General features: G+C 64.6%; 25 protein-coding genes. 12 read left to right on the top strand and 13 right to left on the bottom strand.

What is annotated here, in order from left to right; genetic code table 11:
• Together L288_RS33435 and L288_RS33430 are read left to right on the top strand one after the other, a co-directional pair.
• Positions 1-968 (top strand): MutS-related protein (locus L288_RS33435; protein WP_021238593.1); only part of this gene is annotated, 968 nt, incomplete at its 5' end.
• A 9-nt stretch (positions 969-977) separates the two neighbouring features.
• Positions 978-3,740 (top strand): [protein-PII] uridylyltransferase, encoded by a 2,763-nt coding sequence (locus L288_RS33430; protein ID WP_021238592.1) that lies wholly within the window; start codon positions 978-980, stop codon positions 3,738-3,740.
• A 126-nt stretch (positions 3,741-3,866) separates the two neighbouring features.
• Here L288_RS33430 and L288_RS33425 read toward each other — a convergent pair whose 3' ends face one another.
• The 11 genes from L288_RS33425 to L288_RS33375 all read right to left on the bottom strand — a co-directional run bounded on the left by L288_RS33425 (position 3,867) and on the right by L288_RS33375 (position 16,418).
• Positions 3,867-4,367: a L,D-transpeptidase family protein gene (locus L288_RS33425; RefSeq protein WP_021238591.1), complete on the bottom strand. Its 501-nt coding sequence runs from the start codon at positions 4,365-4,367 to the stop codon at positions 3,867-3,869.
• Positions 4,364-5,422 (bottom strand): GTP cyclohydrolase II, encoded by a 1,059-nt coding sequence (gene ribA, locus L288_RS33420; RefSeq protein WP_021238590.1) that lies wholly within the window; start codon positions 5,420-5,422, stop codon positions 4,364-4,366. Before ribA ends, L288_RS33425 begins: the two co-directional genes overlap by 4 nt.
• Entirely contained in the window at positions 5,422-6,219 is a 798-nt protein-coding gene (gene xth, locus L288_RS33415) for an exodeoxyribonuclease III (RefSeq protein WP_021238589.1), read from the bottom strand. Before xth ends, ribA begins: the two co-directional genes overlap by 1 nt.
• A 404-nt stretch (positions 6,220-6,623) precedes the next feature.
• The gene (locus tag L288_RS33410; protein ID WP_021238588.1) at positions 6,624-7,262 is read right to left on the bottom strand and encodes a LolA family protein; all 639 of its coding nucleotides are present in this window, start codon (positions 7,260-7,262) and stop codon (positions 6,624-6,626) included.
• Positions 7,263-7,584: 322 nt separating this feature from the next.
• A complete protein-coding gene (locus tag L288_RS33405; protein WP_021238587.1) occupies positions 7,585-9,906 on the bottom strand; it encodes an FtsK/SpoIIIE family DNA translocase in 2,322 nt (773 codons plus the stop codon).
• 59 nt (positions 9,907-9,965) lie between these two features.
• Positions 9,966-10,847 carry a DMT family transporter gene (locus L288_RS33400; protein ID WP_408020603.1) on the bottom strand — a complete coding sequence of 294 codons (882 nt, stop codon included), beginning with the start codon at positions 10,845-10,847 and terminating at the stop codon, positions 9,966-9,968.
• Between the two features lie 89 nt (positions 10,848-10,936).
• Positions 10,937-12,097, bottom strand: coding sequence for a flavodoxin-dependent (E)-4-hydroxy-3-methylbut-2-enyl-diphosphate synthase (ispG, locus tag L288_RS33395; protein WP_021238585.1), 1,161 nt, complete (start codon positions 12,095-12,097; stop codon positions 10,937-10,939).
• Positions 12,098-12,148: 51 nt separating this feature from the next.
• Positions 12,149-13,447, bottom strand: coding sequence for an OmpP1/FadL family transporter (locus L288_RS33390; protein WP_021238584.1), 1,299 nt, complete (start codon positions 13,445-13,447; stop codon positions 12,149-12,151).
• Between the two features lie 324 nt (positions 13,448-13,771).
• On the bottom strand, positions 13,772-15,142 hold the full coding sequence (gene pgmG, locus L288_RS33385) for a phosphoglucomutase/phosphomannomutase PgmG (protein ID WP_021238583.1): 1,371 nt from the start codon (positions 15,140-15,142) through the stop codon (positions 13,772-13,774).
• 20 nt (positions 15,143-15,162) lie between these two features.
• Positions 15,163-15,612, bottom strand: a complete 450-nt coding sequence (locus tag L288_RS33380; protein ID WP_021238582.1) for a J domain-containing protein — start codon at positions 15,610-15,612, stop codon at positions 15,163-15,165.
• Positions 15,612-16,418 (bottom strand): division plane positioning ATPase MipZ, encoded by an 807-nt coding sequence (locus tag L288_RS33375; RefSeq protein ID WP_021238581.1) that lies wholly within the window; start codon positions 16,416-16,418, stop codon positions 15,612-15,614. The genes L288_RS33380 and L288_RS33375 overlap by 1 nt, the downstream gene beginning before the upstream one ends.
• 112 nt (positions 16,419-16,530) lie before the next feature.
• On the opposite strand from L288_RS33375, the gene panC reads away from it, so the two are divergent.
• Positions 16,531-17,379 carry a pantoate--beta-alanine ligase gene (panC, locus tag L288_RS33370; RefSeq protein ID WP_030539063.1) on the top strand — a complete coding sequence of 283 codons (849 nt, stop codon included), beginning with the start codon at positions 16,531-16,533 and terminating at the stop codon, positions 17,377-17,379.
• Positions 17,380-17,394: 15 nt separating this feature from the next.
• Here the strand turns inward: panC and L288_RS33365 are convergent, their stop codons facing one another.
• Both L288_RS33365 and hemE read right to left on the bottom strand, forming a co-directional pair.
• Positions 17,395-17,835, bottom strand: coding sequence for a CopD family protein (locus tag L288_RS33365; RefSeq protein ID WP_021238579.1), 441 nt, complete (start codon positions 17,833-17,835; stop codon positions 17,395-17,397).
• On the bottom strand, positions 17,835-18,896 hold the full coding sequence (hemE, locus tag L288_RS33360; RefSeq protein ID WP_021238578.1) for a uroporphyrinogen decarboxylase: 1,062 nt from the start codon (positions 18,894-18,896) through the stop codon (positions 17,835-17,837). The genes L288_RS33365 and hemE overlap by 1 nt, the downstream gene beginning before the upstream one ends.
• 286 nt (positions 18,897-19,182) lie before the next feature.
• On the opposite strand from hemE, the gene L288_RS33355 reads away from it, so the two are divergent.
• The 9 genes from L288_RS33355 to L288_RS33315 all read left to right on the top strand — a co-directional run bounded on the left by L288_RS33355 (position 19,183) and on the right by L288_RS33315 (position 24,796).
• The gene (locus tag L288_RS33355) at positions 19,183-20,010 is read left to right on the top strand and encodes a pyruvate, water dikinase regulatory protein (protein ID WP_021238577.1); all 828 of its coding nucleotides are present in this window, start codon (positions 19,183-19,185) and stop codon (positions 20,008-20,010) included.
• A complete protein-coding gene (locus L288_RS33350; RefSeq protein ID WP_021238576.1) occupies positions 20,007-20,600 on the top strand; it encodes a Maf family protein in 594 nt (197 codons plus the stop codon). The genes L288_RS33355 and L288_RS33350 overlap by 4 nt, the downstream gene beginning before the upstream one ends.
• Positions 20,597-21,418 carry a shikimate dehydrogenase gene (aroE, locus tag L288_RS33345; RefSeq protein WP_021238575.1) on the top strand — a complete coding sequence of 274 codons (822 nt, stop codon included), beginning with the start codon at positions 20,597-20,599 and terminating at the stop codon, positions 21,416-21,418. The genes L288_RS33350 and aroE overlap by 4 nt, the downstream gene beginning before the upstream one ends.
• A gap of 3 nt (positions 21,419-21,421) precedes the next feature.
• A complete protein-coding gene (gene coaE / locus L288_RS33340; protein ID WP_021238574.1) occupies positions 21,422-22,015 on the top strand; it encodes a dephospho-CoA kinase in 594 nt (197 codons plus the stop codon).
• A gap of 33 nt (positions 22,016-22,048) precedes the next feature.
• Entirely contained in the window at positions 22,049-22,741 is a 693-nt protein-coding gene (gene dnaQ / locus L288_RS33335) for a DNA polymerase III subunit epsilon (protein ID WP_021238573.1), read from the top strand.
• An 81-nt stretch (positions 22,742-22,822) separates the two neighbouring features.
• Positions 22,823-23,416 (top strand): ribosome hibernation-promoting factor, HPF/YfiA family, encoded by a 594-nt coding sequence (gene hpf / locus L288_RS33330; RefSeq protein WP_021238572.1) that lies wholly within the window; start codon positions 22,823-22,825, stop codon positions 23,414-23,416.
• Positions 23,417-23,543: 127 nt separating this feature from the next.
• Positions 23,544-24,011, top strand: coding sequence for a PTS sugar transporter subunit IIA (locus tag L288_RS33325; RefSeq protein WP_021238571.1), 468 nt, complete (start codon positions 23,544-23,546; stop codon positions 24,009-24,011).
• Complete coding sequence (locus L288_RS33320; protein ID WP_051209654.1) at positions 23,929-24,468, top strand: PaaI family thioesterase; 540 nt, start codon at positions 23,929-23,931, stop codon at positions 24,466-24,468. Before L288_RS33325 ends, L288_RS33320 begins: the two co-directional genes overlap by 83 nt.
• Positions 24,458-24,796 carry a DUF1491 family protein gene (locus tag L288_RS33315; RefSeq protein WP_021238569.1) on the top strand — a complete coding sequence of 113 codons (339 nt, stop codon included), beginning with the start codon at positions 24,458-24,460 and terminating at the stop codon, positions 24,794-24,796. The genes L288_RS33320 and L288_RS33315 overlap by 11 nt, the downstream gene beginning before the upstream one ends.
• The last annotated feature ends 168 nt before the right edge of the window (positions 24,797-24,964 follow it).

Genomic DNA, 24,964 nt, shown 5'->3' with positions numbered 1-24,964 from the left:
CCCGGCTGGACGTCGCCGCCGCGCTGGCCGAACGCGCGGCGGAGGGTGGCTGGGCGCGGCCCCACTTCCTTCCGGCCGAGGGCGAAGGCCCCTGCCTGGAAATCATCGGCGGCCGCCATCCGGTGGTGGAGGATTCGCTGCGCCGGGATGGCCAGCCCTTTATCGCCAATGATTGCCGCCTTGGCGCGGCTGACCGGCTCTGGCTTGTCACCGGCCCCAATATGGGCGGCAAGTCCACATTCCTGCGGCAGAATGCGCTGATCATCATCCTGGCGCAGGCGGGATCCTATGTTCCGGCCCAGTCGGCGACCATGACGCTGGTCGACCGGCTGTTCAGCCGCGTGGGCGCGTCGGACAATCTGGCGCGCGGCCGTTCGACCTTCATGGTGGAGATGGTGGAGACGGCCGCCATCCTCGCCCAGGCGACGGAGCGCAGTTTCGTGATCCTGGACGAAGTGGGGCGCGGCACATCCACCTATGACGGTCTGGCGCTGGCCTGGGCGGTGGTGGAGGCGGTGCATGAGATCAACCGGTGCCGCTGCCTGTTCGCCACCCATTATCATGAGCTGACGCGGCTTGCCGAAACGCTGGGAGCCTTGTCGCTCCATCATGTCCGCGCGCGCGAATGGAAGGGCGATCTCGTCCTGCTGCATGAAGTGGCGGAAGGCCCGGCGGATCGCAGCTATGGCCTTGCCGTAGCGCGGCTGGCGGGGCTTCCGGCGCCCGTGCTCAAGCGCGCCAAGGACGTGCTGGCGCGGCTGGAGGCGGGCAAGGCGAAGACCGGCGGCATCGCGGCGGGGCTGGACGACCTGCCGCTGTTCGCCGCCGCCGCCGCGCTGGAGGAAGAGAAAAGCGATCCGCTGCGCGCCGCGCTGGAAGCGATGGATATCGACGCCTTGTCCCCGCGTGACGCGCTCGATCAATTATATCGGTTGAAACAACTGGCCGCCGCATCCGGCGAGGACTAGATAAGCCCCATGGTCATGCAGTTTCCCACATTGGGATCACGCCGGGCGATCATCGACCGCCGCGCGATTTCCGACCGCATCAACGCCCTGGCGCAGGCGCATCGGGGCGATGGGATGATGCTGCGCGGCCTGATCGTCGCGGAACTGAAGGACGCTCTCGACGCCGGGCGGCAGGAAGTCGCCCGCCGCCTTGAGGCGCGGCCGACCAAGGGGCGGGAGGCGGTTACCGCCTTCGCCTTCCTGATCGACCAGATATTGCGCCTTTTGTACGACGCCACCACCCATCACCTCTATCCCGCAGGCAACCGCAGCACCGGGGAGCGGCTGGCGCTGCTGGCGGTCGGCGGATATGGACGTGGCGAAATGGCGCCGCACAGCGACGTGGACATCGCCTTCCTCACCCCCTGGAAACCCACCGGCTGGACCGAGCAGGTCATCGAATCGATGCTCTATTCGCTGTGGGACCTGGGCCTGAAGGTCGGTCATTCCAGCCGGTCGCTCGACGAAACCATCCGCATGGCGAAATCCGACCTGACCGTCCGCACCGCATTGCTGGAGGCGCGCTACATCTGGGGCGACCGCGCCCTTTATGAAGAAGCGACCAGGCGCTTCGATACCGAAATCATGCAGGGCACGGCGCGCGCCTTCGTCACCGAAAAGCTGGAGGAGCGCGACGAGCGCCACCGGCGGATGGGGGACAGCCGCTATGTGGTCGAACCCAATGTGAAGGAAGGCAAGGGCGGGCTGCGCGACCTGCACACGCTGTTCTGGATCGGCAAATATGTGAATCGCGTGCCGTCCGTGGACCAGCTGGTCGATGTGGGCCTGCTGACCGAAAGCGAGTTGCGGCAGTTCCAGAAGGCGGAAGATTTCCTGTGGGCGGTGCGTTGCCACCTGCACATGATCACCGGCCGCGCCGAGGACCGGCTGACCTTCGACCTGCAACTGGAAACGGCGACGCGCATGCACTTCACCGGGCGGCAGGGCCGTTCGGGGGTGGAGCGCTTCATGCGCTATTATTTCCTCAATGCGAAGACGGTGGGCGACCTGACCGCCGTGTTCCTGGCCCATCTGGATGACCAGTTGGGGGCGAAGGGCCGCCGCTATATCCCGTCCCTCTTCCGGCGGCCCAAGAAGCTGGACGGGTTCGTGCTCGATCGCGGGCGGCTTGCCCTGCCCAGCGACGATTTCTTTCAGGCTGATCCCGTTCGGCTGCTGGAAATCTTCGCGCTGGCGGACCGCCATGGACTGGCCATCCACCCCAGCGCCATGCGCGCGGCCAGCCGGGACGCTGGCCTGATCACGGCGAAGGTCCGCCGCGATCCGCGCGCCAATGCCGCCTTCATGGATGTGCTGACATCGCCGCGCGATCCTGAAACGGTGCTGCGCTGGATGAACGAGTCCACCGTCTTCGGCCGCTTCATTCCCGATTTCCGCCGCGTCGTCGCCCAGATGCAGTTCGACATGTACCACCATTATACGGTGGACGAGCATACCATCCGCGCCGTTGGCCTGACCGCCCGGATCGAAAAGGGCGAACTGGCGCAGGATCATCCGGTGGCGACCGAGCTTATGGGCAAGCTCATTTCCCGCCGCGTGCTCTATGTGGCGGTGCTGCTGCACGACATCGCCAAGGGGCGCGGAGGCGATCACAGCATATTGGGGGCGGAGGTCGCCGAACAGCTCTGCCCGCGGCTGGGCCTGACCGCCGCCGAAACCGAAACGGTCGCCTGGCTGGTCCGCTATCACCTGCTGATGTCGGCCACCGCCTTCAAGCGCGACCTGGCCGATTACAAGACCATCCTAGACTTCGTGGAGGTGGTGCAAAGCCCTGAGCGCCTGCGCCTGCTGCTGTGCCTGACGGTGGTCGACATCCGCGCGGTCGGGCCGGGGGTGTGGAACAGCTGGAAGCGGCAGTTGCTGGCCGACCTTTATGAAGCGGCCGAAGAGGTGCTGCGCCTTGGCCATAAGCAAAGAGGCCGGGAGGAGCGGGTCATCGCCAAGCAGGAAGCGCTGCGGCTGGCGCTCGACCTGTCCACCCCGGATTTCGCCGATCTGGTCAAGCGCCTGCCCGAATCTTACTGGATCGCAGAGCCCGAAGACATATTGATCCACAATGCCCAGCATATCCTGGCGTCGTCCGGGTCGCAGCTGTCGATCGCGGCGCAATATTATCCCCAGCGCGGGGCGACGCTGGTCACGGTTTACGCGGCCGACCATCCCGGCCTCTTCTACCGCATCGCCGGCGCCATCCATCTGGCGGGCGGCAACATCATCGACGCGCGCATCCATACGACCCGCGATGGCGTGGCGATCGACAATTTCCTGGTGCAGGACCCGCTCGGCGGCGCTTTCCACAGTCCCGACCAGTTGAAACGGATCCGCACCGCGATCGAGGATTCGCTGTCGAACCGCCATCGCATGATCACCAAGCTGGAAGCGCGCCCCCTGCCCCGCACCCGCGCCGAAGCCTTCCGCATCGAACCCAATGTGCTGATCGACAACAAGGCGTCGAACCGCTTCACCGTGATCGAGGTGAATGCGCGCGACCGGCCCGCGCTGCTGTTCAGCCTTGCCAACGCCCTGTTCCAGTCCAAGGTCACGGTGCACAGCGCCCATGTCGCCACCTATGGCGAACGCGCGGTGGACACATTCTATGTGACCGACCTTCTGGGCGGCAAGATCGAGAGCAAGGGACGGCTCCAGACATTGGAGCGCAGGCTGCTGGACGCGGCGGGCGGGGTGATCGGCGAGACGCTGGAGCGGGCCTGAGCGCCCCCGGCGCGGACCTTTTCTACTGAGTGAAGTCGAAGCTTTGAAAGAGTGCGGCAAAGTGCCTCATATGCCTTCACAGCCTTCTACTTCGCTCATGAGAATGGAAAGGACGCCGCGCCAGGCCTACATGATTTCCATCACGTCGCCCGGCATGAGCATCGGCAGCAGCCTGAGCATATCCGCCCGCTCCACGGCCACGCACCCGGCCGTTGGACGTCCTTCCGACAGGTGGAAGAAGATCGCGCTCCCCCGGCCCGGCACCGGCGGCGCGTCATTATGGCCCAGCACGACGATCACGTCATAGGCGTCATCGTCGCGCAGCAGCGTCTCGGCGGAAAAGCGGCGCGGCAGATGAACGGGGCGGTTATAGGCCGGGTCGGCGGGATCGTCCGACCAGCCATCCCCTTCCCTGATCCAGCGCCATGGGAGGCGGAGGCCGCCCGGCGAAACCTTGCCCTGCCGCAACAGCACGCCACGCACCGGCCATTGCCCCAACGGCGTGCAGCCATCCCCCTCCCGCTTGTCATCCGCAGGGCAGACGCCGCTCCGCCCGATCGTGCAGGGCATGCCGATCGCGCCGCAACGCAGCCGCCCGGCCGCGCCATCGACGCGGATCACGGTCATAGCTGATGCCCGGTGCGGTCCCGCTTGGTGGCGAGATAATGTTCATTATGGGGGTTGGCGGGAAGGATGATGGGCAGGCGCTCGGCCACCTTGATGCCAGCGGCTTCCAGCCCTGCCACCTTGTTCGGATTGTTGGTGAGCAGCCGCACTTCGCCGACACCCAGCAGATCCAGCATCCGCGCCGCCACCGAAAAGTCGCGCGCATCGATGGCGAAGCCCAAACGGACATTGGCATCGACCGTATCAAAGCCCTGATCCTGCAAGGCATAGGCGCGCAGCTTGTTGATGAGGCCGATGCCCCGCCCTTCCTGCCGCAGGTACAGCAGCACGCCCCAGCGGGAATCGGCGATCTGGTGCAGCGCCTGATGCAGTTGCGGTCCGCAGTCGCATTTCAGGCTGCCAAGCACGTCTCCGGTCAGGCATTCGCTGTGCAGCCGCACGACCGGAAGCGAGGCATCCCGCTTGCCGATGATCAACGCCACATGCTCGCGCGGTTCGTCGGGGCTGCGGAAGGCGACGATCTCTGCCGTCTCGCTGGCCGACACGGGAAGCCGCGCCCTGGTCGCTATCGCCAGATGGGCCGCATCGTCATAGGCGTCCACATCCCCGGCGGAGACTTCTGCGTCGCTGCCGCCAGCAGCCGTCACGAAGAAGGCAGGCAGGATTCCCGCCAGCCGCGCGAGCCGCAGCGCTGCCTTGGCCGCCAGCGGCGCGGCCAGCGGCTTGGCGGCGAACGGCCCTTTCAGCGGAGATGCAAGGTCCAGCACCGGATCGGCGATCGCCATCGCCACATCCGCGTCGATCCAGGGCGCACGGGCGATCAGCACCGGCATGTCAGGATCGGCGGCGGCAAGCTGGTTGGCGAGTTTCAGCGTCTCGCCACGCGCGGCCGCCACCAATATATCGGCCTCTCCCGCAGGGTCAAAGGCGGACAGGGTAATCGCATCCGCCCCTTCGACCGCCATCAGGCGGATCGCGCCATCGCTGGCGCGGACGATGACGGCCCAGCCCCGCCGCAGCGCGTCGATGGCGCGGGCTGCTGCGCGTCCGCTCATCAGAAAGCGAATTCCGTGATGATGGGGACATGGTCGGACGGCTTGACCCAGCCGCGCGCGGGTTCGACGACGCGGTGGCCGACCGCCTTGTCCGCCACATCCTGCGTCATCCACATATGGTCCAGCCGCCGCCCCCGGTCCGATTCCGCCCAGTCGCGCGCGCGATAGCTCCACCAGGTGTAGAGCCGTCCGGGCGCGGGAAAGAATTTGCGGCCAATGTCCACCCAATCATTGGATTGCTGCAATCTGGCCAGAATCTCGCATTCTATTGGCGTATGGCTGACGACGTTCAGAAGCTGCTTGTGGCTCCACACGTCGCATTCCATCGGCGCGATGTTGAAATCGCCGGTCAGTATGGTCGGCTTGTCCTCAAGCTGGGACGACCATTGGATCATCCGCTCCAGAAAGTCGAGCTTCTGCCCGAATTTGGGGTTGATCGTGCGATCCGGCACGTCCCCGCCAGCGGGCACATAGACATTTTCGATCCTGACGCCATTGTCGAGCCGCACACCGACATGGCGCGCTTCGCCATTGGCCTGCCAGTCGAGCCGGTCATCCTCCCACACCGGCACCTTGCTCATGATCGCGACGCCATGGTGCATGCGCTGGCCATTCAGCACCTGATGCACGTAACCCAGACGCTTGAACATTTCGGTGGGGAATGTCTCGTTCACCACCTTCGTTTCCTGCAAGCACAATATGTCGGGCGCTTCCTCGGTCAGGAAACGCTCCACAATGTCGAGCCGGGCACGGACGCTGTTGATGTTCCAGGACGCGATGCTGAGTGTCTGCGGCATGCGAAATCCACTAGGAGCCTGCGACCGGGCGCGCAAGTCCGCGCCATTCGCAGGGCATGGCTATGCTGTCCTGCTGCTCAGGGCGAGGCGAAAATGGAAGTTTTCGAGCACCGGCGCGCAGCGTGCTTGCAGCACGTGAGCACCGAAGCACAGCCAATCGCGCTTCGCAGGCCCGCATGGGCTGAACGTCGCGCGGCCACAAAGTAAGACCCCCGCTCCGGGGGCGTGGAACGGGGGTCTCGATCGCGCCCTTGAAGCGCTTCGCGGCGAGAGCGGGGTTCCGGGTAACAGGGGGGAAATCCCGGTCTTCGTCTCGCGCCGTGGGTTTCTTCTTAGGGCTCCTCATATGAGCGGCAGATGAACGGTCGGGTCAGATTTTCCATCCACCGCGCGCCCGGAGCAATTCACCCGCCAGCGGCGCGCCCCTTTGGCCGGGGATCGGTCCAGCGGAAGGTCGAATCAGCCACGGGCACGCCATAGGCTTGGTTGGATAACCGCACCGATGTGCGGTTGTTCTGCGAATCCAGCGCCACCCATCCGTAGAGTTGCAGTCCGGCCGGACCGGACGGATCGCGTTTGAAGATCATCGTGATCGTGCCGAATTCGGGACGGCGCGGATCACGGGCCTGGACGCTGATCACTGACGGATCGCCCGTCTGGATCACCTTGCCGAATTTCGACAGATCCTTGCTTGGATCGATCAGCGCGCCGAGCGGCGAATTGCCGATGGGCCAGCGCTGCACCTGCCGCACCTCATAATCGATCATGGTCAGCGCCTTGCCGTCGCCCACGATCAGGAGGGGAACCCCCTTTTGATATTGGAACCGGATCTTGCCCGGCTGCTTGATCGTCAGCTTGCCGGTCAGCGTCTGGCCGTTGCGGTCGGTCTGGGTGAAATTCGCGGTCATCGTGGTGACGCCGCGAATATAGGCGCTGACCCGGCTGAGGTCCGATTGTTGCTGCTGCGCGAAGGCGGTGGCCGCAGGCATCAGGACAGGAGCAGCGGCCAGGCCCAGGATAAGGGGCGCAATCATGCGCTTCATGCAATCTTCTCCGCTATGTTCAGGATGATGGTTGGTAACGGGTCCGGTTTGAACCCGCTCTGAACTGGCTCGTTCCCTTTGAGACAGGTTGGGCGCAAGAGCAACGGTGATGCCGCCGTCTTCCCGACTTGCGATTGCTGCGGGCAGACATGAGCGCCGGGCAAAAAAAAGGCCGGTCCAAAGACCAGCCTTTGAAGTTTTTAGGAGAGGATGCCTGAAAGGCAGGTCCCTTTTCCCCGAATCCGGTCCCTGCCGCAAATGCGAAGGGATCAACCACGGTTGCGCTTTTTGCAACCAAATGGACGATGGCGTTCATTTGCCCTTAAAGCGGGTTGCCATTCTCATCGCGCAACACTTCGCGGCGGCCGACATGGTTGGGCGGGCCGACAAGCCCCTCTTCCTCCATGCGCTCGATGAGCCGGGCGGCGCTGTTATAGCCGACGCGCAACTGCCGTTGCAGCCAGCTGGTCGACGCCTTCTGATTCTCGAACACGAGCTGGCACGCCTTGCGGAACAACTGGGCATCGGGGCTGTCATCGCCCAGGTCGACGCCGTCGAGGGCGAAGCTGCCTTCTTCGGGTTCTTCGGTGACGGCGGCGATATAGTCGGGCTGGCCCTGCGCGCGCCAGTGATCGGCCACCACGCGCACCTCATCGTCCGAGACGAAGGGGCCGTGCACGCGCATCAGCCCCTTGCCGCCATGCATGTAGAGCATGTCGCCCTTGCCCAGCAGCTGCTCCGCGCCCTGCTCGCCCAGGATGGTGCGGCTGTCGATCTTGCTGGTGACGAAAAAGCTGATCCGGGTGGGAAGGTTCGCCTTGATGACGCCGGTGATGACATCGACGGAGGGACGCTGCGTCGCGAGGATCAGGTGGATGCCCGCAGCGCGCGCCTTCTGCGCGAGCCGCTGGATCAGGAATTCCACTTCCTTGCCCGCCGTCATCATCAGGTCGGCCAGCTCGTCCACGACCACGACGATCTGCGGCAGCGGCTGGAAATCGAGCTGCTCCTCCTCATAGATCGGCTTGCCGGTTTCGGGATCGTAGCCGGTCTGCACGCGGCGGCCCAGCGGCTTGCCCTTCGCCTTCGCGGCGCGCACCTTTTCATTATAGTTGGCGAGGTTGCGAACGGAGATCGACGCCATCATGCGATAGCGGTCCTCCATCTGCTCCACCGCCCATTTGAGGGCGCGGATCGCCTTGCTGGGTTCGGTGACCACGGGCGAGAGGAGATGCGGAATATCGTCATAGGTCGACAGTTCCAGCATCTTGGGATCGATCATGATCAGGCGCAGCTGATCCGGCGTCATGCGGTAGAGCAGCGACAGGATCATGGCGTTGAGGCCGACCGACTTGCCCGACCCGGTGGTGCCCGCGATCAGCAAGTGCGGCATGGGCGCGAGATCGGCGATGATCGGCTCGCCCGAAATATTCTTGCCAAGGATGATGGGCAGCGTCGCTTCCTGACCGAATTGCTCGCTGGTGATCAGTTCGCGGAAGGATACGCCTTCCCGATTGGCGTTGGGCAATTCGATGCCGATCACGGTGCGCCCCGGAATGGTCGCGACGCGAGCGGACAGCGCCGACATGTTGCGGGCGATATCGTCGGCGAGCGCGATGACGCGGCTGGCCTTGATGCCGGGCGCGGGTTCCAGTTCGTACATGGTGACGACCGGGCCGGGGCGAACCTCGACAATGTTTCCCTTCACATGGAAATCGTCGAGCACGCTTTCGAGCAGCCGCGCATTGCGCTCCAGCGCCGCCTTGTCGATCTTTTGCCCCTGGCTGGCGGGAACGGGATTCAGCAGGTCCGGGGAAGGCAGCGAGCTGTTGCCGAACAGATCGTCCTGCGACACGGGCGCCATCTGCCGTTGCGCGGGTGCGGGCCTGGGCGTCTGGATATTGATCGGGGGCTTGGGTTCGTTGCTGACGGCGCGGCGCGGGGCGATGACGCGATCCTCCGCCTCCTCCGCATCTTCGGCTTGCGCGCCGGGGGCGGCGCCTGCGAGCGCGAAGCTTGGCTTGGGCAGGGTCAGCCGTGGCAGGCTGGGCCGCCGCAGGGCGATGATCGGCTTTTCCAGCGCCAGACTGCGATACCAGATGAAAAAGCCGCTGATCAGCATCAGGGCGACGAGGACGCCGGTGATCCATCCCTGCGCCGCCGGGGCCTGCGCGGTGAGGCTGCGCACGCCGTTGGCCGTCGCCAGCCCCACCAGGCCGCCCCAGCCGGACGGCAGGTCGATCAGCGAATCAGGCTGGAACATGGCAAGGCCGATGCCGACCAGGACGATGCCGAGGAAGCATTTGCCGAACTGCCCCTTCCAGCCCGCCATGTCCTGATCCCCCCACAGGCGGCGCGCGGTGATCGCCAGCAGCGGCAGGAGGAGGATGACGGGCACGCCCAGCAAGGTCAGCAGGAAGGCGGACACCCATGCGCCCGGCAGGCCCATGATGTTCTGGACGTGATTGTCGGCCACGGTCATCATCGACGGGTCGCTGAGGCGGAAGCTGAGCAGCGCCAGCGCCAGGAACAATGTCGCCAGCATGAGCGTGATCGCGCTGATCAGCGCGCCGCTTCGAATAAGGCTGCGCTTCAGCATTTCGCGCCATTCCGGCGTGCGCTTGGCTCCGCGGCTGACCGCCATGGCTTGGATGTCCCCCAAATGTTCCGTTTCGGCACAATGCGCCGAGCGGGGAGTCCGCGTCAAGAGTCCGCCCGAACGTCTCGTCCCGCGCGGCGTCTCACCGGACCAGCGCCCGCCGCGATCAGGCACCCGGCGACGATCAGCGCCGCCCCTGCAATGGTGGAGAGAGTCAGCCGCTCGCCGAAGATCAGCCAGCCCAGCAGCGCCGCCCACAGGAAGGCGCTATATTCGACCGGGATGAGGGACTGCGCCTCCGCACGGGCATAGGCCCAGGCGAAGGACGCCAGCGAGGTGAAGGCCAGAACCGTGGCGAGCAGGACCAGCATCCAGCTCCGCGCGTCCGGTATCCGCAGGCTTTCGGCAAGACCGGCAAGGGCGAAGGGGGCGGGCGTCAGCCAGCTTGCGAGCGCGGCGAGGGCGAACAGGGCGAACATCACCAGATGCTGGAAGAAGGCGACCTCGACCGGCGAAGCGAGTTGCGCCTGCTGCCGTTGAAGGATGAGGTTCCAGGCGAACAGCAGCGCTGAAAGCAGGACGGCGATCGCCCCCGCAAGCGCGCCGCCGTCATAGGAGCCGCCCAGGCGCGCGGACAGGATGACAGCGACTCCGGCGAGCCCCAGCAGCGATGCGAGCACGGCGCGCTGGCTGATCCGTTCCTTGAGCAGCAGCGCGGCGAGATAGAGAGCGACCAGCGGCGCGATGAAGGACAGGGCGATCGCTTCGGCCAGGGGCATGCGCATGATGCCCCAGAAGAACAGGCTGGCCATCACCGCCACCACCGTCCCGCGCAGCAGATGCAGCCGCAGCACGTCCCGCGACGGCCAGCGCTGACGCATCAGCAGCATGAGCGCGACGCCCAGCAGCGTTCCGGCGAGCGCCCGCCAGACCAGCGCGTTGAACAGGCCGATCGAGAGGCTCAACCCCTTCATCGTCGCGTCCATGATCGCGAACAGAGCGACGGCCGCGCAGCAGACGGCAAAGGGAATCGCGAAAGCGCGGGAGTCCGGCACGTTGACGGGCCCCTGACCCGCTATTCCGCCGCCTGCGCCCGGCCCGCGTCTGTTGTCTCGGCTTCCAGCCGGGCCGCCTCGATCTCCGCCGCCTTGGCTTCCACCAGGCGCACGATATGGTCGATCATGCCTTCGTCCTGAACCGTGTGATCGGTCAGGCCGGAGAGATAGACCATATGCTTGCCCGCGCCGCCGCCGGTGAGGCCGATGTCGGTTTCCCGCGCCTCGCCCGGACCGTTGACGACGCAGCCAAGGACGGAGAGCGACAAGGGTGTGTGGATATGCTGGAGCCGTTCCTCCAGCGCCTGCACCGTGCGGATGACGTCGAAGCCCTGACGGGCGCAACTGGGGCAGGAGATGACCTTGACCCCGCGCGTGCGGATGCCCAGCGATTTCAGGATTTCATAGCCGACCCGCACTTCCTCTTCCGGCTCGGCGGACAGGGAGACGCGGATCGTGTCGCCCACGCCGGCCCAGAGCAGATTGCCGATGCCGATCGCGCTTTTGACCGTGCCGCCGATCAGCCCGCCCGCTTCGGTAATGCCAAGATGGAGCGGGCAATCGACCGCGTCGGCAAGCTGCATATAGGCCGCGACCGCGAGGAAGACGTCGCTCGCCTTCACCGCGACCTTATATTCGTGGAAATCCTGGTCCTGTAGCAGCTTGATATGGTCGAGCGCGCTTTCCACCAGCGCTTCGGGACAAGGCTCGCCATATTTTTCGAGCAGGTCGCGCTCCAGGCTGCCCGCATTGACGCCGATGCGGATGGCGCAGCCATTGGCCTTGGCCGCGTCCACCACTTCCTTGACGCGGGCTTCCGACCCGATGTTGCCGGGATTGATGCGCAGGCAGGCCGCGCCAGCGTCAGCCGCCTCAAGCGCGCGCTTATAGTGGAAATGAATGTCGGCGACGATGGGCACGCGCGCGGCGCGGACGATCTGTTTCAGCGCCGCCGTCGATTCCTCGTCCGGGCAGGATACGCGAATGATATCGACGCCCACCTCTTCGCAGCGCCGGATCTGGTCGATCGTCGCGCGCGCGTCCGATGTCGGCGTATTGGTCATGGTCTGCACCGTGACCGGCGCGCCGCCCCCCACGGGCACATCGCCGACCATGATCTGACGGCTCTGCCGCCGCGCTATGTCGCGCCAGGGACGCAGGCCGGGATTGTGATCGGACATGAAAATGGGGCTCCAGGATGATGAAGCCCCTATAGTGATTTATCGCGCGGGTTAAAACCGTGCCGTCAGCGATGCGGCAAGCTGGTCGGCATTGCCGCTGGCCCGCGAGCGCGTCGTGGCCGTCACGGCCGCAGCGCCCGAATAGAAATGGTCGGGGCGCAGGATCGTCACGGTCTCGATGAAATTATGAGCATAGCTGAGGTTGAGCGCGAGCGAGGGCGACATATTCCACGTCGCCCCGCCCGACAGCCACGCCCGGTCGCCATCGGGCACCCGCGTGGTGAGATATTGCGGATTGGTCGGGGTGCGATCGAACATCGCGCCCGCGCGTAAGGTGAAGGCGGGACTCACATCATATTCGCCGCCCACGCTGACGCTGTAGCTGTCGCGATAACGCACTTCCTTGACGGACGTGCCCGTGCCGGAGGTGATCGCGATATCCTTGAACACCGACCAGTTGTACCAGCGGGCCGTCAGCATCGCCCGTGCGCGCGGCGTCAGCCGGTGCATGATGCTGACCGTCGCGATATCGGGCAGATGAAGGGGCGCGGTCGCATCCGAGGTGCCGTTGACGGCGGCGAGCGGACCTTGAAGACCCGACAGCGTCGAATGCCCCTCTATCCGGTGGTCCATGCCCGATCGATAGTGGAGACCGACACGGGTATCGCCGCCATCGTAGAACAGCCCGGCATTCCATCCGACGGAAAGGTCGTCCCCCTTCACCCGCGCCAGCCCGTCCGCGGCCAATGGCGACAGATTGGGCAGCGCGTTGGTCAGCGTGACCTTAACATATTGAACATCCACGCCGCCCCCGATCGACAGCGAATCCGTCAGCTTGAAGGCGGCGGAAGGCTGAACATTATAGGTTTTGAGGTCGGTATGCAGGGAATCATACCGTCCGAAGAAATCCGCATCATAATCGAGCTTCAGCCCGAACGACGCGGTGACGGCAAGGCCGAGCCACAGGCGGTCCGTCACGGCGCTGGTCGCATAAAGGCTGGGGACGGCGATCAGGCTGGCGAAGGGATTGCCGCCCGAACTGCCGCCCACGGCAGCTTCGCTGACTCTGCCGGGGATGCTTCTGCTGCTGCCGATATTATTCTGGCGCGCGGTGACGGACAGGAGCACGCCGCCCATCGACATCTGCGTGCCGGGCAGGGCGGTCATGGCCGCAGGATTGAAATAGACCGTCGATGGATCATCCGCCGCCGCGGCTCCGCCGGACAAGGCGCGGCCAGTTTCCAGCGGCGATTGTTCCTGTAGATAGAAGCCGCCTGCAAAGGCTGGCGCAGGCACCAGCGAAACTCCCAGGGTTAGCAGGCTGGCAATGATGGGACGGCGCAGGGGCATGATGTTCCTTCGTAACGCTGGCGAGCGGCAGCAAGGCGCCGCGCTTCTGCCGTTTCGCTAGCGCGAACATGGTTAAATTCCCGTTCGCACATTTCCCGGCCATGCCGCCGAAGCAAAAAAAAGCCGCCCCGGAGGACGGCTTGGAAGTTTTTAGGAGAGGATGCCTGAAAGGCCCGTTCCTTTTGCGTCGCAGCGTAGAATGTCGCAAATGCGAAATATGCGCCTATGGTTGCGTTTGATGCAATCGCTTCGCAGGCCGATGCTTTCCGTAGCGTCAGTTCAGCAACCATCGAGAAAAAAACAGATGTTTTTTATGTTCCGGTATCAGCGCCCGAGGGGAACACAGGATTTTTCCAACTGCGATTCGACGTCCTTCATCAACCGGTCAAGCCCCGCCTGATCCCGCGCCTCGACTCGCGCGACCAGTTCCGCCTGCGTATTGGAGGCGCGCAGCAGCCACCATCCGTCGCGAGTCGTTACCCGCGCGCCATCCGTCCGGTCGACATCAGCGCCCGCATGGTGCAGCCGGTTCATTATCTCGGCGATGATCGCGAACTTGCGCTCCTCTTCCACCGGAAAGCGCAGTTCGGGGGTGGTGAGCAGCGCTGGCATGGCGTCGCGCAGCGCAGTGACGCTGCCGCCAAGCAGGGCGAGGGCACGGATCAGCCTGACCGCCGCGTAAAGCGCATCGTCAAAGCCGTAATAATCGTCCGCGAAGAAGATATGCCCGGTCATCTCCCCGCCCAGCGGACTGCCGGTCTGCTTCATTTTGGATTTGATCAGGCTGTGCCCGCTTTTCCACATCAGTGGTTGCCCGCCCAGATCGGCCACGCGGTCGAACAATGCCTGGCTGGCCTTCACATCCGCGACGATCGTTGCGCCTGGCGTTTGCTGGAGCACGACCTGCGCGAACAGGCCCAGCAACTGATCGCCCCAGATCGGCCGTCCTTTCCCATCGATCACGCCGATGCGGTCGCCGTCGCCATCGAAAGCCAGTCCGAAATCGAGATTATTTTGGAGGACAAGCGTGCGAAGATCCTCCAGATTGGCGTCAATCGTAGGATCGGGGTGATGATGAGGGAAATAGCCGTCTACCTGGGTGAAAAGCGTGTGGTGCTCACCCGGAAGCAGTTTGATGAGCTTTTCGATCACCGGCCCGGCGACGCCATTGCCTGCGTCCCAGCCGATGCGGCAGGCGGGGCCGTCGAACCCTTCCACAAGGCGCGCCACATAGCGGTCCATGATGTCCACGGTTTCGACCGCGCCCGCGCCTTCGCTCCACGCTCCCGCTGCGGCGATGCCGCCGAGCCGGGCGATGTCGCTCCCAAAAAAGGGCTGATGCGCAAGTGTCAGCTTGAAGCCATTGTGATCGGGGGGATTATGGCTGCCGGTTACCTGAATGCCGCCGTCCACGTCCAGCACCGCTTCGGCATAATAGAGCATTGGAGTCGGGCCGAGGCCTATGCGCAGCACGTCCACGCCGCCATCCGCAAGACCGCGAACCAGTTCGGATTCAAGCAGCGGTGAACTCAAGCGGCCGTCATGACCGGTCGCAATCCTTGACCCGCCATTATCCCTGACCACGGTCGCGAAACTGCGGCCGAGGGCATAGGCGTCAGCGGCGCTCAACGTCGCCCCGAAGACGCCGCGCATGTCATATTCGCGCAGCAGCGAGGGATGGAAGCGATGCGCCATGGTCCCTCCCCTCCTTCCGCCTAGGGGCGCGAGGCCCTGCCCTGTTCAGCGCGCTGGGCAAGCAGCAGGTCGCGCGCGGCATTGAGCTGGGCGGCCAGTGCCTCCGTCCCGCCCCGGTCGGGGTGAACGGACGCGATCAACCGGCGATGCGCCGCCCGGATTGCGTTGGCGTCGGCATCGGGCGCAACGCCCAGTAGCGCACGCGCCTTCGCCAGATCATCCGCGCCGGAAGGGGGCTGCGCCTTGATCCTGGTCCGGCTTGCCTTTCCCTTTTGACCTTCGACAAAGAAGAAAAGCGTCGCGCCCAGCAGCAAGGGGGCGCCCAGCAGGGGCTTTCCCTTGGCCGCCATCACCGCGCCAACCAGCGCCACGCCCAATGCCATGCCATCCTTGGCGCTCATGCGTTGCAACCGTCCCGTCCAGATGAGCCAGGCCGCAAGCCCGGCAAGCAACAGGGCGAACAGCCCCATCAGGCCGCGCCGAGCAGATCGACAGGCGCGGTTTCTTCCCTGGCTGGCAAGGCGAGGCCCGCCACCATTTCACGCAGTTCCTGCCGCGCGGCGATGTGGCTGACGCCCAGATCGCCCAGATGGCCCTTGTCCAGCAGGGTCAGGCCCGACGGGAAAAGTTCACGGAAGATCACGCGCTCCGACAGGCCGGGGATCACGCGGAAGCCGACACGGCGCGACAATTCCATCAGCGCGTCGCCCACCCGCTTCTTGTTGCGCGCGTCATGATGCTGGACTCGGTTGCGCAGCACCACCCAGTCGATCGACACGCCATCAGCCTTCGCCCGCGTCTTGCGCGCTTCGAAGATCAGTTCGGAATAGAAGGACAGGCGGCGGACCTTGAAGGTTTCGGCGTCCACTTGGCCGATCAGGTCGAAATCGACGAAGCTGTCGTTCATCGGCGTCACCAGCGTATGGGCGCGGGCCGCCATGTGCCGTGCGAACAGGTCGTCGCGGCCGGGCGTGTCCACGACCAGGAAATCCTTGCCCTCCGCGACCGCCGCGGCTTCCTCCTCCAGCGCTTCTATGCTGTCGCCCTTCAGCACCGTGAAGTCGGGCGCGGGCAGGTCGATACCGCGCCGCCGCGCGGTTTCGGCGCGGTTTTCCATATAGCGGGTCACGGTGCGCTGACGCGGATCAAGGTCGATCATGCCGACGCGATGCCCCAGCGCCGTCAGCGCGATCGCCGTATGGACTGCCGTGGTCGATTTGCCGGTTCCGCCCTTTTCATTGGCGAAGACGATATGATGCGTTTGGGCGTTCGCCATCGGACCTCAATAACCCCGTTCATGTGCCGCAATGATTCTTGACCGCCTTGCCCGGCCATGCCTTAGCAAGGATAATCCCCTTGGCTGATGCCTTATCGGAGCCCCTCGTCCCGTGCAAATCTTCCGTGATATTCCCGCCCTGCGATCCGCTCTCAAACCGATGAAAAGCGATGGAAGGATCGCGCTCGTGCCGACCATGGGGGCGCTCCACGAGGGCCATATGGCGCTGGTCGAGGAAGCGCGCAGGCATGCGGCGCATGTCGTCGTGTCGATCTTCGTCAATCCGCGCCAGTTCGGAGCGAATGAGGATCTGGATTCCTATCCCCGGCGCGAGGCGAAGGACGCGCAAATGCTCCAGGCCGCAGGGGTTGACCTGCTGTGGGCGCCCGGCGTCGAGGTCATGTATCCGGCGGGCTATGCGACCAATATCAGCCTGTCGGGCCTGACCGAGGGTCTGGATGGAGCGGCGCGCCCCGGTCATTTCGACGGAGTCGCCACTGTCGTCACCAAGCTGTTCAACCAGGTCCAGCCCGATGTGGCGCTGTTCGGCGAGAAGGATTATCAGCAGCTCGCCGTCATCCGCCGCATGGTGCAGGACCTTGACCTGCCGGTCGAGATCATCGGCGTGCCGACCCAGCGGGCGGAGGACGGGCTCGCCCTGTCTTCGCGCAACGCCTATCTCAGCGAAGAGGAACGGCGCGAGGCGCTCGCCCTTCCCCGCGCGCTGGGAGAAGCGGCGCGGCAGATGGAGAAGGGAATGGCGGTGGAAGCGGCGCTGGCCAAGGCGATCGCGACGCTGGCCGCCCATGGATTCGACCCCATCGATTATGTCAGCCTGTGCGACGCGGCGACGCTGGAGCCGATGCGCGTGCTGGACCGCCCTGCCCGGCTGCTCGGCGCGGCGAAGCTGGGGCGGACCCGGCTGATCGACAATATCCCGGTCAACCCGGCGGCTGAATGATAGCGCCGCTGCCTGTCAAAAGGGCTTCACGATCACCGCGACGACGATCACCGCCGCGGCGATCCCCGGAATCTCGTTGAGCAGCCGCAACTTCTTCTCGCTCATCGGCCGCAGGCCCTTGGCGAGCTTCTTCGTATAGCCAGCGATCCAGCCATGATAAGCTGACAGCCCCAGGACGAAGAGCAGTTTCAGGTGGAACCAGCCGAAGTTCCACGCGCCGATCTCCACCATCAGCATCAGGCCGAAGACCCACACCAGGATCAGCGACGGGTTGAGGATGATCTTGAGCAGCCGCCTTTCCCTGTCGATCCATTTGCGGTCTTCGTCCGATCCGGCGGGGCATTGATGGTGATAGACGAAGAAGCGCGGCATCATGAACAGCCCGGCCATCAGGAAGATGACGAAGATGACATGGGCGGCCTTCACCCACAGATAGGCAGCGCCAAGATAGGGCATCAGCCGTCCTTTCCTTGCCGGAGATAGGTGATCAACGCCTCGACATGCGGAACCGGCGTGTCGGGCAGGATTCCATGACCCAGGTTGAAGATGTGCGGGCGTCCCGCAAAGGCGGCGCGGATATTGTCCACCGCCTCTTCGACCGCGCGTCCGCCCGCGATGAGCGCAAGCGGATCGAGATTACCCTGTACGGCCAGCCCCGCTGGAAGCACGCGGTTGGCCCAATGCGGATCGACGGTTTCATCGATGCCCACCGCATCGACGCCGGTCCCCGCCGCATAGTCCGCCAGCTTCGCGCCCGCGCCCTTGGGAAAGCCGATCACCGGAATGCCGGGATGAAGCTGCCTCAACCGTTCCACGATCGCGCGATTGGGTGCGATCACCCAACGGTCGAACTGCAAGGGAGCAAGGCTGCCCGCCCAGCTGTCGAACAGCTGCACCGCTTCGACCCCCGCCTGGATCTGGCCGGACAGATAGGTGACGGTCGCATCCACGATGGCGTCGATGATGGCGGCGAAGCGTTCCGGGCCGTTATAGGCGAGCCGCCGCGCCGCGCCCTGATCCTTGCTGCCCTGCCCCGCGACCATATAGGTGGCGATGGTCCAGGGGCTGCCCGCAAAGCCAAGGAAGGTGACGGCGGGATCAAGCGCCGCCTTCACCTGCCGCACCGTTTCATAGACAGCGTCGAAGCGGCTGAAATCGGGTTTCAGCGCGGCAAGATCCGTCTGGTCCAGCGTGGGCGCGAGGCGGGGCCCCTCCCCCGCTTCGAACCAGAGGTCCTGGCCCATGGCGTAGGGGATGATCAATATGTCGGAAAAGAGGATCGCGCCATCAAAGCCGAAGCGGCGCAGCGGCTGCAAGGTCACCTCGGCCGCCGCCGCGCTGTCATAGACCAGTTCCAGAAAGCCGCCCTTTTCAGCCCGCAGCGCGCGATATTCGGGCAGGTAACGGCCCGCCTGCCGCATCAGCCACATGGGCGGCACGGCGGGGCATTCACCGTTGAGGACGGAAAGCAGCGGCTTGGAAGGCCCGGCGGACTGGCCGGCATCTGGTCCCGTCATAAACTCTCTTATTTAGATTCTAAAAGGATGATGGAGATAGTTGGGCGCTTGGCAGCGGGGTTTATGCGCTACGCCCGGATTTGCCAACAGCTTGACTCTTTCGAGCTAGGCCGACCCGGTCGATTCAATGGGCTTGTCCCCGTTACTCACAGCATGTGGATGAAATTACGGGCTTGTTGAAGGGCTGTGGGTAAAAAAAGGCGGAGCGCAGAGAGGGAAAAGGAGGCGATTTGCTCCGCAACCTATCCCTTGCTTTATCCACAGCCTCCACACAGAGATATGCTCCATGTCGCGCATTCACCTTCACCTCCTGTCGGACTCCACCGGCGAAACGCTGGAAAATATCGCCAAGGCGGCGATCGGCGCATTCGAAAATGTGGAGGCGGTACGGCATTTCTGGCCCATGGTGCGGTCCGATGTCCATCTCGACCGGATCATGGAGGAGATCGCCGCCAATCCGGGCCTGGTGCTTTTCACCCTGTCCAATCACCAGTTGCGGCGGCGGCTGGAGACGCGGTGCCGGGCGCTGGGCCTGCCCCATGTCGCCGCGCTCGACAGCGTGACGGACGCGCTGTCCAACATATTGGGGCAGGAAACCCGCAACCGGCCGGGCCGCAAGCATATATTGGACGAGGCCTATTTCGCACGGATCGAGGCGATCCAGTTCACCATCGCCCATGATGACGGCGTGGGACATGAAAATTGGGAGGAGGCCGACATCGTCCTGGCGGGCGTGTCGCGCGCGTCCAAGACGCCAACGTCCATCTACCTTGCCAACAGGGGTTACAAGACCGCCAATATCCCGCTGGTGGTGCAATCGCCCCCGCCGCGCAGCCTGTTTTCGCTGAAACATCCCATGGTCGTCGGCCTTACCGTCAGTCCCGAACGGCTGGTGCAGATCCGCCGCAACCGGCTGCTGTCGCTCAACCAGGCGCCGGAAACCAGCTATGTGGACATAGAGAAGGTGCAGGAGGAGCTGGCCTTTGCCCGCCGCATGTTCGCCGACAATGGCTGGCCGGTGATCGACATGACCCGCCGGTCGATCGAGGAAGCCGCCGCGGCCATCATCAACCTGTTCAACGACCGCGTGCTGGCGGAAGGAAATGACATATGATCGTGCTGGCTTCCCAAAGCGCGAGCCGCCGGGCCCTGCTGCAAGCGGCGCAGGTGCCGTTCGAGGCGCTGTCGCCCGGCGTGGACGAAGAAGCGGCGAAGGGCGCGCTGCGTGCCGACGGGCTGGACGCGCGGGCGCTGGCGGATGCACTGGCGGAGTTGAAGGCGCTTCGCGTTTCGCGCCGCGTCGCCGGGGCGCTGGTGCTGGGATGCGACCAGACGTTGAGCCTGGGGGACGGAAGCATGATCGACAAGGCTGTCGATCGGGCCGACGCCGAACGGATATTGAAGCTGCTGTCGGGTCAGGTGCATCATCTGCACAGCGCCGCCGTCATCGTCCTCAACGGAGAGCCGATCTGGCGGCATGTCGAACGGGTGCGCATGACCGTGCGGCCGCTGTCCGATGAATTCATCGCCTCCTATCTCGACCGGGAATGGGATGAGTGCCGCTGGTGCGTGGGCTGTTACCGGATCGAAGGGCCCGGCGCGCAGCTGTTCAGCAGGATCGAAGGCAGCCAGTTCGCGATCCAGGGCCTGCCGCTGCTGCCGCTGCTTGACTTTCTGCGCACACGGGGCGTTCTGCCGTCATGACCGACACGCTCCCCTATGCCGAAGTGATCGGCGACCCGATCGCGCACAGCAAATCGCCGCTCATCCATAATTTCTGGCTCGACTGCCTGGGCATCGAGGCGGAATATCGCAAGACGCATGTGACCAGCCAGGGCCTTGCCGCCTATTTTCTGGAGCGGCGGGCCGATCCCGACTGGCTTGGGTGCAATGTCACCATCCCGCACAAGATCGCCGTCATGGATTATACCGACGATCCGGGCGGCGTTCGCGAGCGGATCGGAGCGATGAACACGATCGCCAGCGAGACCGGCGGGCCGCTGATCGGCACGAACACCGATGCGGGCGGTTTCCTCCAGCCGCTGCTGCGCGACAAGTGGAAGGGCGAAAGCGCTGTTCTGGTGGGGGCTGGCGGGGCCGCGCGCGCCATATTGTTCGCGCTCACCAGCCTTGGCGTGCCGGACATCACCATCATGGCGCGCGATGCGGCGAAGGGACAGGCGCTGCTCGACCGTGCGGGAATCAAGGGCCGGGTCATCGGCATGGCCGATGTGCTTCCGCCCGCTGACCTGCTGGTCAACAGCACGTCTTTGGGCATGGCCGGACAGCCGCCGCTGGAACTCGACCTGACGCCCCTGGCCACTGGAGCGACGGTCTATGACATCGTCTATGCGCCGCTGGAGACGCCGCTGCTGAAAAACGCGCGGGAGCATGGGTTCAAGCTGCTCGACGGTCTGGAGATGCTGATCGGGCAGGCGGCGCTGGCGTTCGACATATTTTTCGACGCGCAGGCGCCGCGCGAGCGGGACGATGAACTGCGCGCCCTGCTTCTCGCCGCCTGAGCCATGAAGATCTATGGGCTGACCGGATCGATCGGCATGGGCAAGTCGGCCGTCGCGCGCATGCTGCGGCGGGAAGGCGTGCCGGTGTTCGACGCGGATGCCGAAGTGCATCGGCTGCAAGGACCAGGTGGCGCCTTGCTTCCCGCGATCGATGCGCGCTTCCCCGGCACGACCGGTCCCATGGGCGTCGACCGGGTGAAGCTGGGCGCGGCCGTGTTCGGTCATCCGCATGAACTGAAGGCGCTTGAGGCGATCGTTCATCCGGCGGTGCAGCAGCGGCGCATGGCCTTTCTGCGGCGGCACCGGGCGCGCAGCTTCGTCGTGCTGGACATCCCCCTCCTCTTCGAGAAGCATCATGATCGCAAGGTGGCGGGGGTGATCGTCGTCACCGCCCCTGCCTGGAAGCAGCGCAAGCGCGTGCTCTCGCGTCCCGGCATGACTCCGGCGAAATTCCGCCGGATCCTGCATTTGCAGACGCCCGATGCCGAAAAGCGGCGGCGCGCCGATCATATCATCGACACCGGCACCACTTTCGCGGCCACGCGCGCGCAGGTGCGGCGCCTGGTCGCTTGCCTTGAGGCCAAGAGGGGCCGATAAGGAAGATCCGGCCAGAATCGGTTAAAGAGGCCAATGCGCGAGATTATCTTTGATACCGAAACGACCGGCCTTGACCCGGCGTCCGGCGATCGGCTGGTGGAAATAGGCTGTATCGAACTTTTCAACCGCGTGCCGACCGGCCGGACCTTCCACGCTTATTACAATCCGCAACGTTCCATGCCCGCGGCGGCCGAGGCGGTGCATGGCCTGTCGGACGTCTTTCTGAGGGACAAGCCGCTCTTTTCGGCCGGAGTCGAGGAACTGCTCGACTTTCTGGAGGACAGCCATCTCGTCGCGCATAATGCCCGGTTTGATTTCGGCTTTCTGAATCATGAATTGAGGCTGTGCGGCTTGCCCGAAGTAGGCATGCACCGGATGATCGACACCGTCGCCATAGCGCGGCAGCTTCATCCCGGCGCGAAGCACAGCCTGGATGCCCTGTGCAGCCGCTATGGCATAGATCGCAGCCATCGGATCAAGCATGGCGCGCTGCTCGATGCCGAACTGCTCGCCCAGCTTTACATCGAACTGACCGGGGGGCGTCAGATCGGCCTTGGTCTTGCACAGCAGGAGGAGAAAGGCACGGTTCAGGTGGAACTTGCGGCGATTGTCGCGGTTCGCCCTGTTCGTCCCGCGCGCGTTTTTCAGGCGAGCGCGGTGGAGCTGGAACGGCATGCAGCGTTCGTCGCGACGCTGGAAAAGCCGCTCTGGCTGGAGGAAGCTTGAAGGCGGGGCCGTGAAGCCCAACCTTTGAGTTTCGGCCACCGGGCCGCTGTCCAGCGGCCCGCAAGAATAAGGAGAAGGCATATGGATATTCGTGTTTCCGGACATCAGGTCGACACGGGCGATGCGCTCAAGCAGCATGTCTGGACCCGGCTGGAGGCGATGGCCGAGAAATATTTTGCCCGCACGATTTCCGCGCAGGTCACGTTCCGGCCTGCTCCACACGGCGCCTTCCATTGCGACATCGTCTGCCATGTCATGACCGGCCTGATCCTGAAAGGATCGGGAGAAGCGCAGGAAGCGCACCCCGCCTTCGACCAGGCGGCCGAACGGATCGAACGGCAGCTCAGGCGCTATATGCGCCGGTTGAAGGACCGGCACCAGCAGGCCGTCGCGGCCGAGGCGCAGCGCGCGAACGGCTATGACCTCGATGGCGTGGATGGAGCGGGATATACGATTTTCGCCGGGTCGTCGGACGAGGAGGAGCCCGCCGAAGCGCCTCTGATCGTGGCGGAGACCCGCGTGGACATTCCCGAAGCCAGCGTGTCTGACGCCGTGATGATGCTGGACCTGCGCAACACCAATGCGCTGCTGTTCCTGAATGCGGGCACGTCGGCCTATAATATGGTCTATCGCCGTCAGGACGGGACGATCGGCTGGGTAGAGCCGCGTTCCTGACGTTAAGGCCGTCCCCTGGCCGCCGGTTGACCTTCGCTGGCCGGCGGCTTATGGGGCCGGGCTTCATATCCCCGAGTGTCGCGCAATTTGAAGAAACGGAGTGCGGCTCGGCTGTTCCGGGTTGGTCATGGTTCATTTCACCGATATCGTCGCGCTTGATGCGCTCGCCACAGGCCTTTCGGTGAATGGCAAGAGGCCGCTTTTCCAGAAGATCGGGCAACTCGCGGCATCAGCCTATGGCCTGGAATCCCAGGCTGTGGCCGAAGCGCTGCTTGAGCGCGAAAAGCTGGGATCGACCGGCTTTGGCGGCGGAGTCGCCATTCCCCATGCGAAGATTCCCGGCCTCGACCGGATGCGCGGCGTCGTTGCTTTGCTCAACCCCGCCATGCCCTTCGATGCGGTGGATGATGCGCCGGTGGATATCGTCTTTGCCCTGCTGTCGCCGGTGGACAGTGGCGCCGAGCATTTGAAGACGCTGGCGCGGGTTTCCCGATATCTGCGCGAGGAAGGCAATGTCGCCCGGCTGCGCGGGGCTCAATCCCCTGAAGCGCTGCACGCGCTGCTGGCGGGCGGCGAAGCGCGTGACGCGGCCTGACGCGGCGGCGTCTCCCAGCGGCGAGGCGGCGCATTTCCGTGCGCTGGAAAATCTCTACCGCTCCGCGCCGATCAACAGGCTGTTCCGGTCCGAACTGACGATCAGCGAAGCGGGCCGTTCCGTCATCGAATTCGACGTGGACGAAAGCCAGTTCCACGCTGCTGGGGCCGTGCATGGGACGGTCTATTTCAAGATGCTGGACGATGCGGCCTTCTATGCCGCGAACAGTCTGGTGAGCGATCGATTCCTGCTGACCACCGCGTTCAACCTGCTGTTCACGCGGCCGATCGGGCCTGGCCGAATCCGGGCCGAGGGCCGGTGGATCAGCGGCAGGCGGCGAGTCTTCGTCGCCGAAGCGAGCCTGATCGACATGGAAGGCGAGGAAGTCGGCCGGGGCACCGGCACCTTCATGCGGTCGCAATTCCCCCTTTCTTCCCTGCCTGGCTATGCAGGCTGACCGGCTGACCAGCGCGATACTGGTCAACGTGCTGGTGCGCCGCGCCGCCGCTGCTGGAGGCTTTGCCACCGTGCTGGTGAAAGGCGACGAAATCAGCGGCGTCATCCTGATCCAGGCCGTTGAAAAGGGACAGGATTCAGGGCTTTTCGAGCGGGTTCCCGACTGGGAAGGAGGATACCGGCTGACTCGCTGCGGACCGGAGCCGCAGGAGGGACCTGAGGCGCTGTCCCAATATATAGCGCGCCGCCGCCGGTCAGACCCCGATCTGTGGATTATCGAACTCGATATCGCGGATGCGGAACGGTTCGCCGCTGAAACGATCTGCTGATCGTTGACTCTTTTGGCCGTGGCAGGCACTGGCCCCGGCAACGCTGAACGCGCAGGTTGCCGTTTTCGCCCGTGGGGGGCGGGCACGGTAAACACGCAGACGGGGGGCGGCCTGACGTCGATGCGAGTAAGGGTTTAATACGACGTCCCTGGCCAAGAACCGCACGAT

Source organism: Sphingobium quisquiliarum P25 (assembly GCF_000445065.1).
Classification (GTDB): Bacteria; Pseudomonadota; Alphaproteobacteria; order Sphingomonadales; family Sphingomonadaceae; genus Sphingobium; species Sphingobium quisquiliarum.
This window is presented reverse-complemented; position numbering and strand designations above follow the sequence as displayed.

What these genes read in the sequence shown, in the direction of transcription:
- L288_RS33430 (WP_021238592.1), top strand. Translation starts at nt 978, where the DNA reads ATGGTCATGCAGTTTCCCACATTGGGATCACGCCGGGCGATCATCGAC.
- L288_RS33425 (WP_021238591.1), bottom strand. Translation starts at nt 4,367, where the DNA reads ATGACCGTGATCCGCGTCGATGGCGCGGCCGGGCGGCTGCGTTGCGGC.
- ribA (WP_021238590.1), bottom strand. Translation starts at nt 5,422, where the DNA reads ATGAGCGGACGCGCAGCAGCCCGCGCCATCGACGCGCTGCGGCGGGGC.
- xth (WP_021238589.1), bottom strand. Translation starts at nt 6,219, where the DNA reads ATGCCGCAGACACTCAGCATCGCGTCCTGGAACATCAACAGCGTCCGT.
- L288_RS33410 (WP_021238588.1), bottom strand. Translation starts at nt 7,262, where the DNA reads ATGAAGCGCATGATTGCGCCCCTTATCCTGGGCCTGGCCGCTGCTCCT.
- L288_RS33405 (WP_021238587.1), bottom strand. Translation starts at nt 9,906, where the DNA reads ATGGCGGTCAGCCGCGGAGCCAAGCGCACGCCGGAATGGCGCGAAATG.
- L288_RS33400 (WP_408020603.1), bottom strand. Translation starts at nt 10,847, where the DNA reads ATGGACGCGACGATGAAGGGGTTGAGCCTCTCGATCGGCCTGTTCAAC.
- ispG (WP_021238585.1), bottom strand. Translation starts at nt 12,097, where the DNA reads ATGTCCGATCACAATCCCGGCCTGCGTCCCTGGCGCGACATAGCGCGG.
- L288_RS33390 (WP_021238584.1), bottom strand. Translation starts at nt 13,447, where the DNA reads ATGCCCCTGCGCCGTCCCATCATTGCCAGCCTGCTAACCCTGGGAGTT.
- pgmG (WP_021238583.1), bottom strand. Translation starts at nt 15,142, where the DNA reads ATGGCGCATCGCTTCCATCCCTCGCTGCTGCGCGAATATGACATGCGC.
- L288_RS33380 (WP_021238582.1), bottom strand. Translation starts at nt 15,612, where the DNA reads ATGGGGCTGTTCGCCCTGTTGCTTGCCGGGCTTGCGGCCTGGCTCATC.
- L288_RS33375 (WP_021238581.1), bottom strand. Translation starts at nt 16,418, where the DNA reads ATGGCGAACGCCCAAACGCATCATATCGTCTTCGCCAATGAAAAGGGC.
- L288_RS33365 (WP_021238579.1), bottom strand. Translation starts at nt 17,835, where the DNA reads ATGCCCTATCTTGGCGCTGCCTATCTGTGGGTGAAGGCCGCCCATGTC.
- hemE (WP_021238578.1), bottom strand. Translation starts at nt 18,896, where the DNA reads ATGACGGGACCAGATGCCGGCCAGTCCGCCGGGCCTTCCAAGCCGCTG.
- L288_RS33355 (WP_021238577.1), top strand. Translation starts at nt 19,183, where the DNA reads ATGTCGCGCATTCACCTTCACCTCCTGTCGGACTCCACCGGCGAAACG.
- L288_RS33350 (WP_021238576.1), top strand. Translation starts at nt 20,007, where the DNA reads ATGATCGTGCTGGCTTCCCAAAGCGCGAGCCGCCGGGCCCTGCTGCAA.
- aroE (WP_021238575.1), top strand. Translation starts at nt 20,597, where the DNA reads ATGACCGACACGCTCCCCTATGCCGAAGTGATCGGCGACCCGATCGCG.
- coaE (WP_021238574.1), top strand. Translation starts at nt 21,422, where the DNA reads ATGAAGATCTATGGGCTGACCGGATCGATCGGCATGGGCAAGTCGGCC.
- dnaQ (WP_021238573.1), top strand. Translation starts at nt 22,049, where the DNA reads ATGCGCGAGATTATCTTTGATACCGAAACGACCGGCCTTGACCCGGCG.
- hpf (WP_021238572.1), top strand. Translation starts at nt 22,823, where the DNA reads ATGGATATTCGTGTTTCCGGACATCAGGTCGACACGGGCGATGCGCTC.
- L288_RS33325 (WP_021238571.1), top strand. Translation starts at nt 23,544, where the DNA reads ATGGTTCATTTCACCGATATCGTCGCGCTTGATGCGCTCGCCACAGGC.
- L288_RS33320 (WP_051209654.1), top strand. Translation starts at nt 23,929, where the DNA reads ATGTCGCCCGGCTGCGCGGGGCTCAATCCCCTGAAGCGCTGCACGCGC.
- L288_RS33315 (WP_021238569.1), top strand. Translation starts at nt 24,458, where the DNA reads ATGCAGGCTGACCGGCTGACCAGCGCGATACTGGTCAACGTGCTGGTG.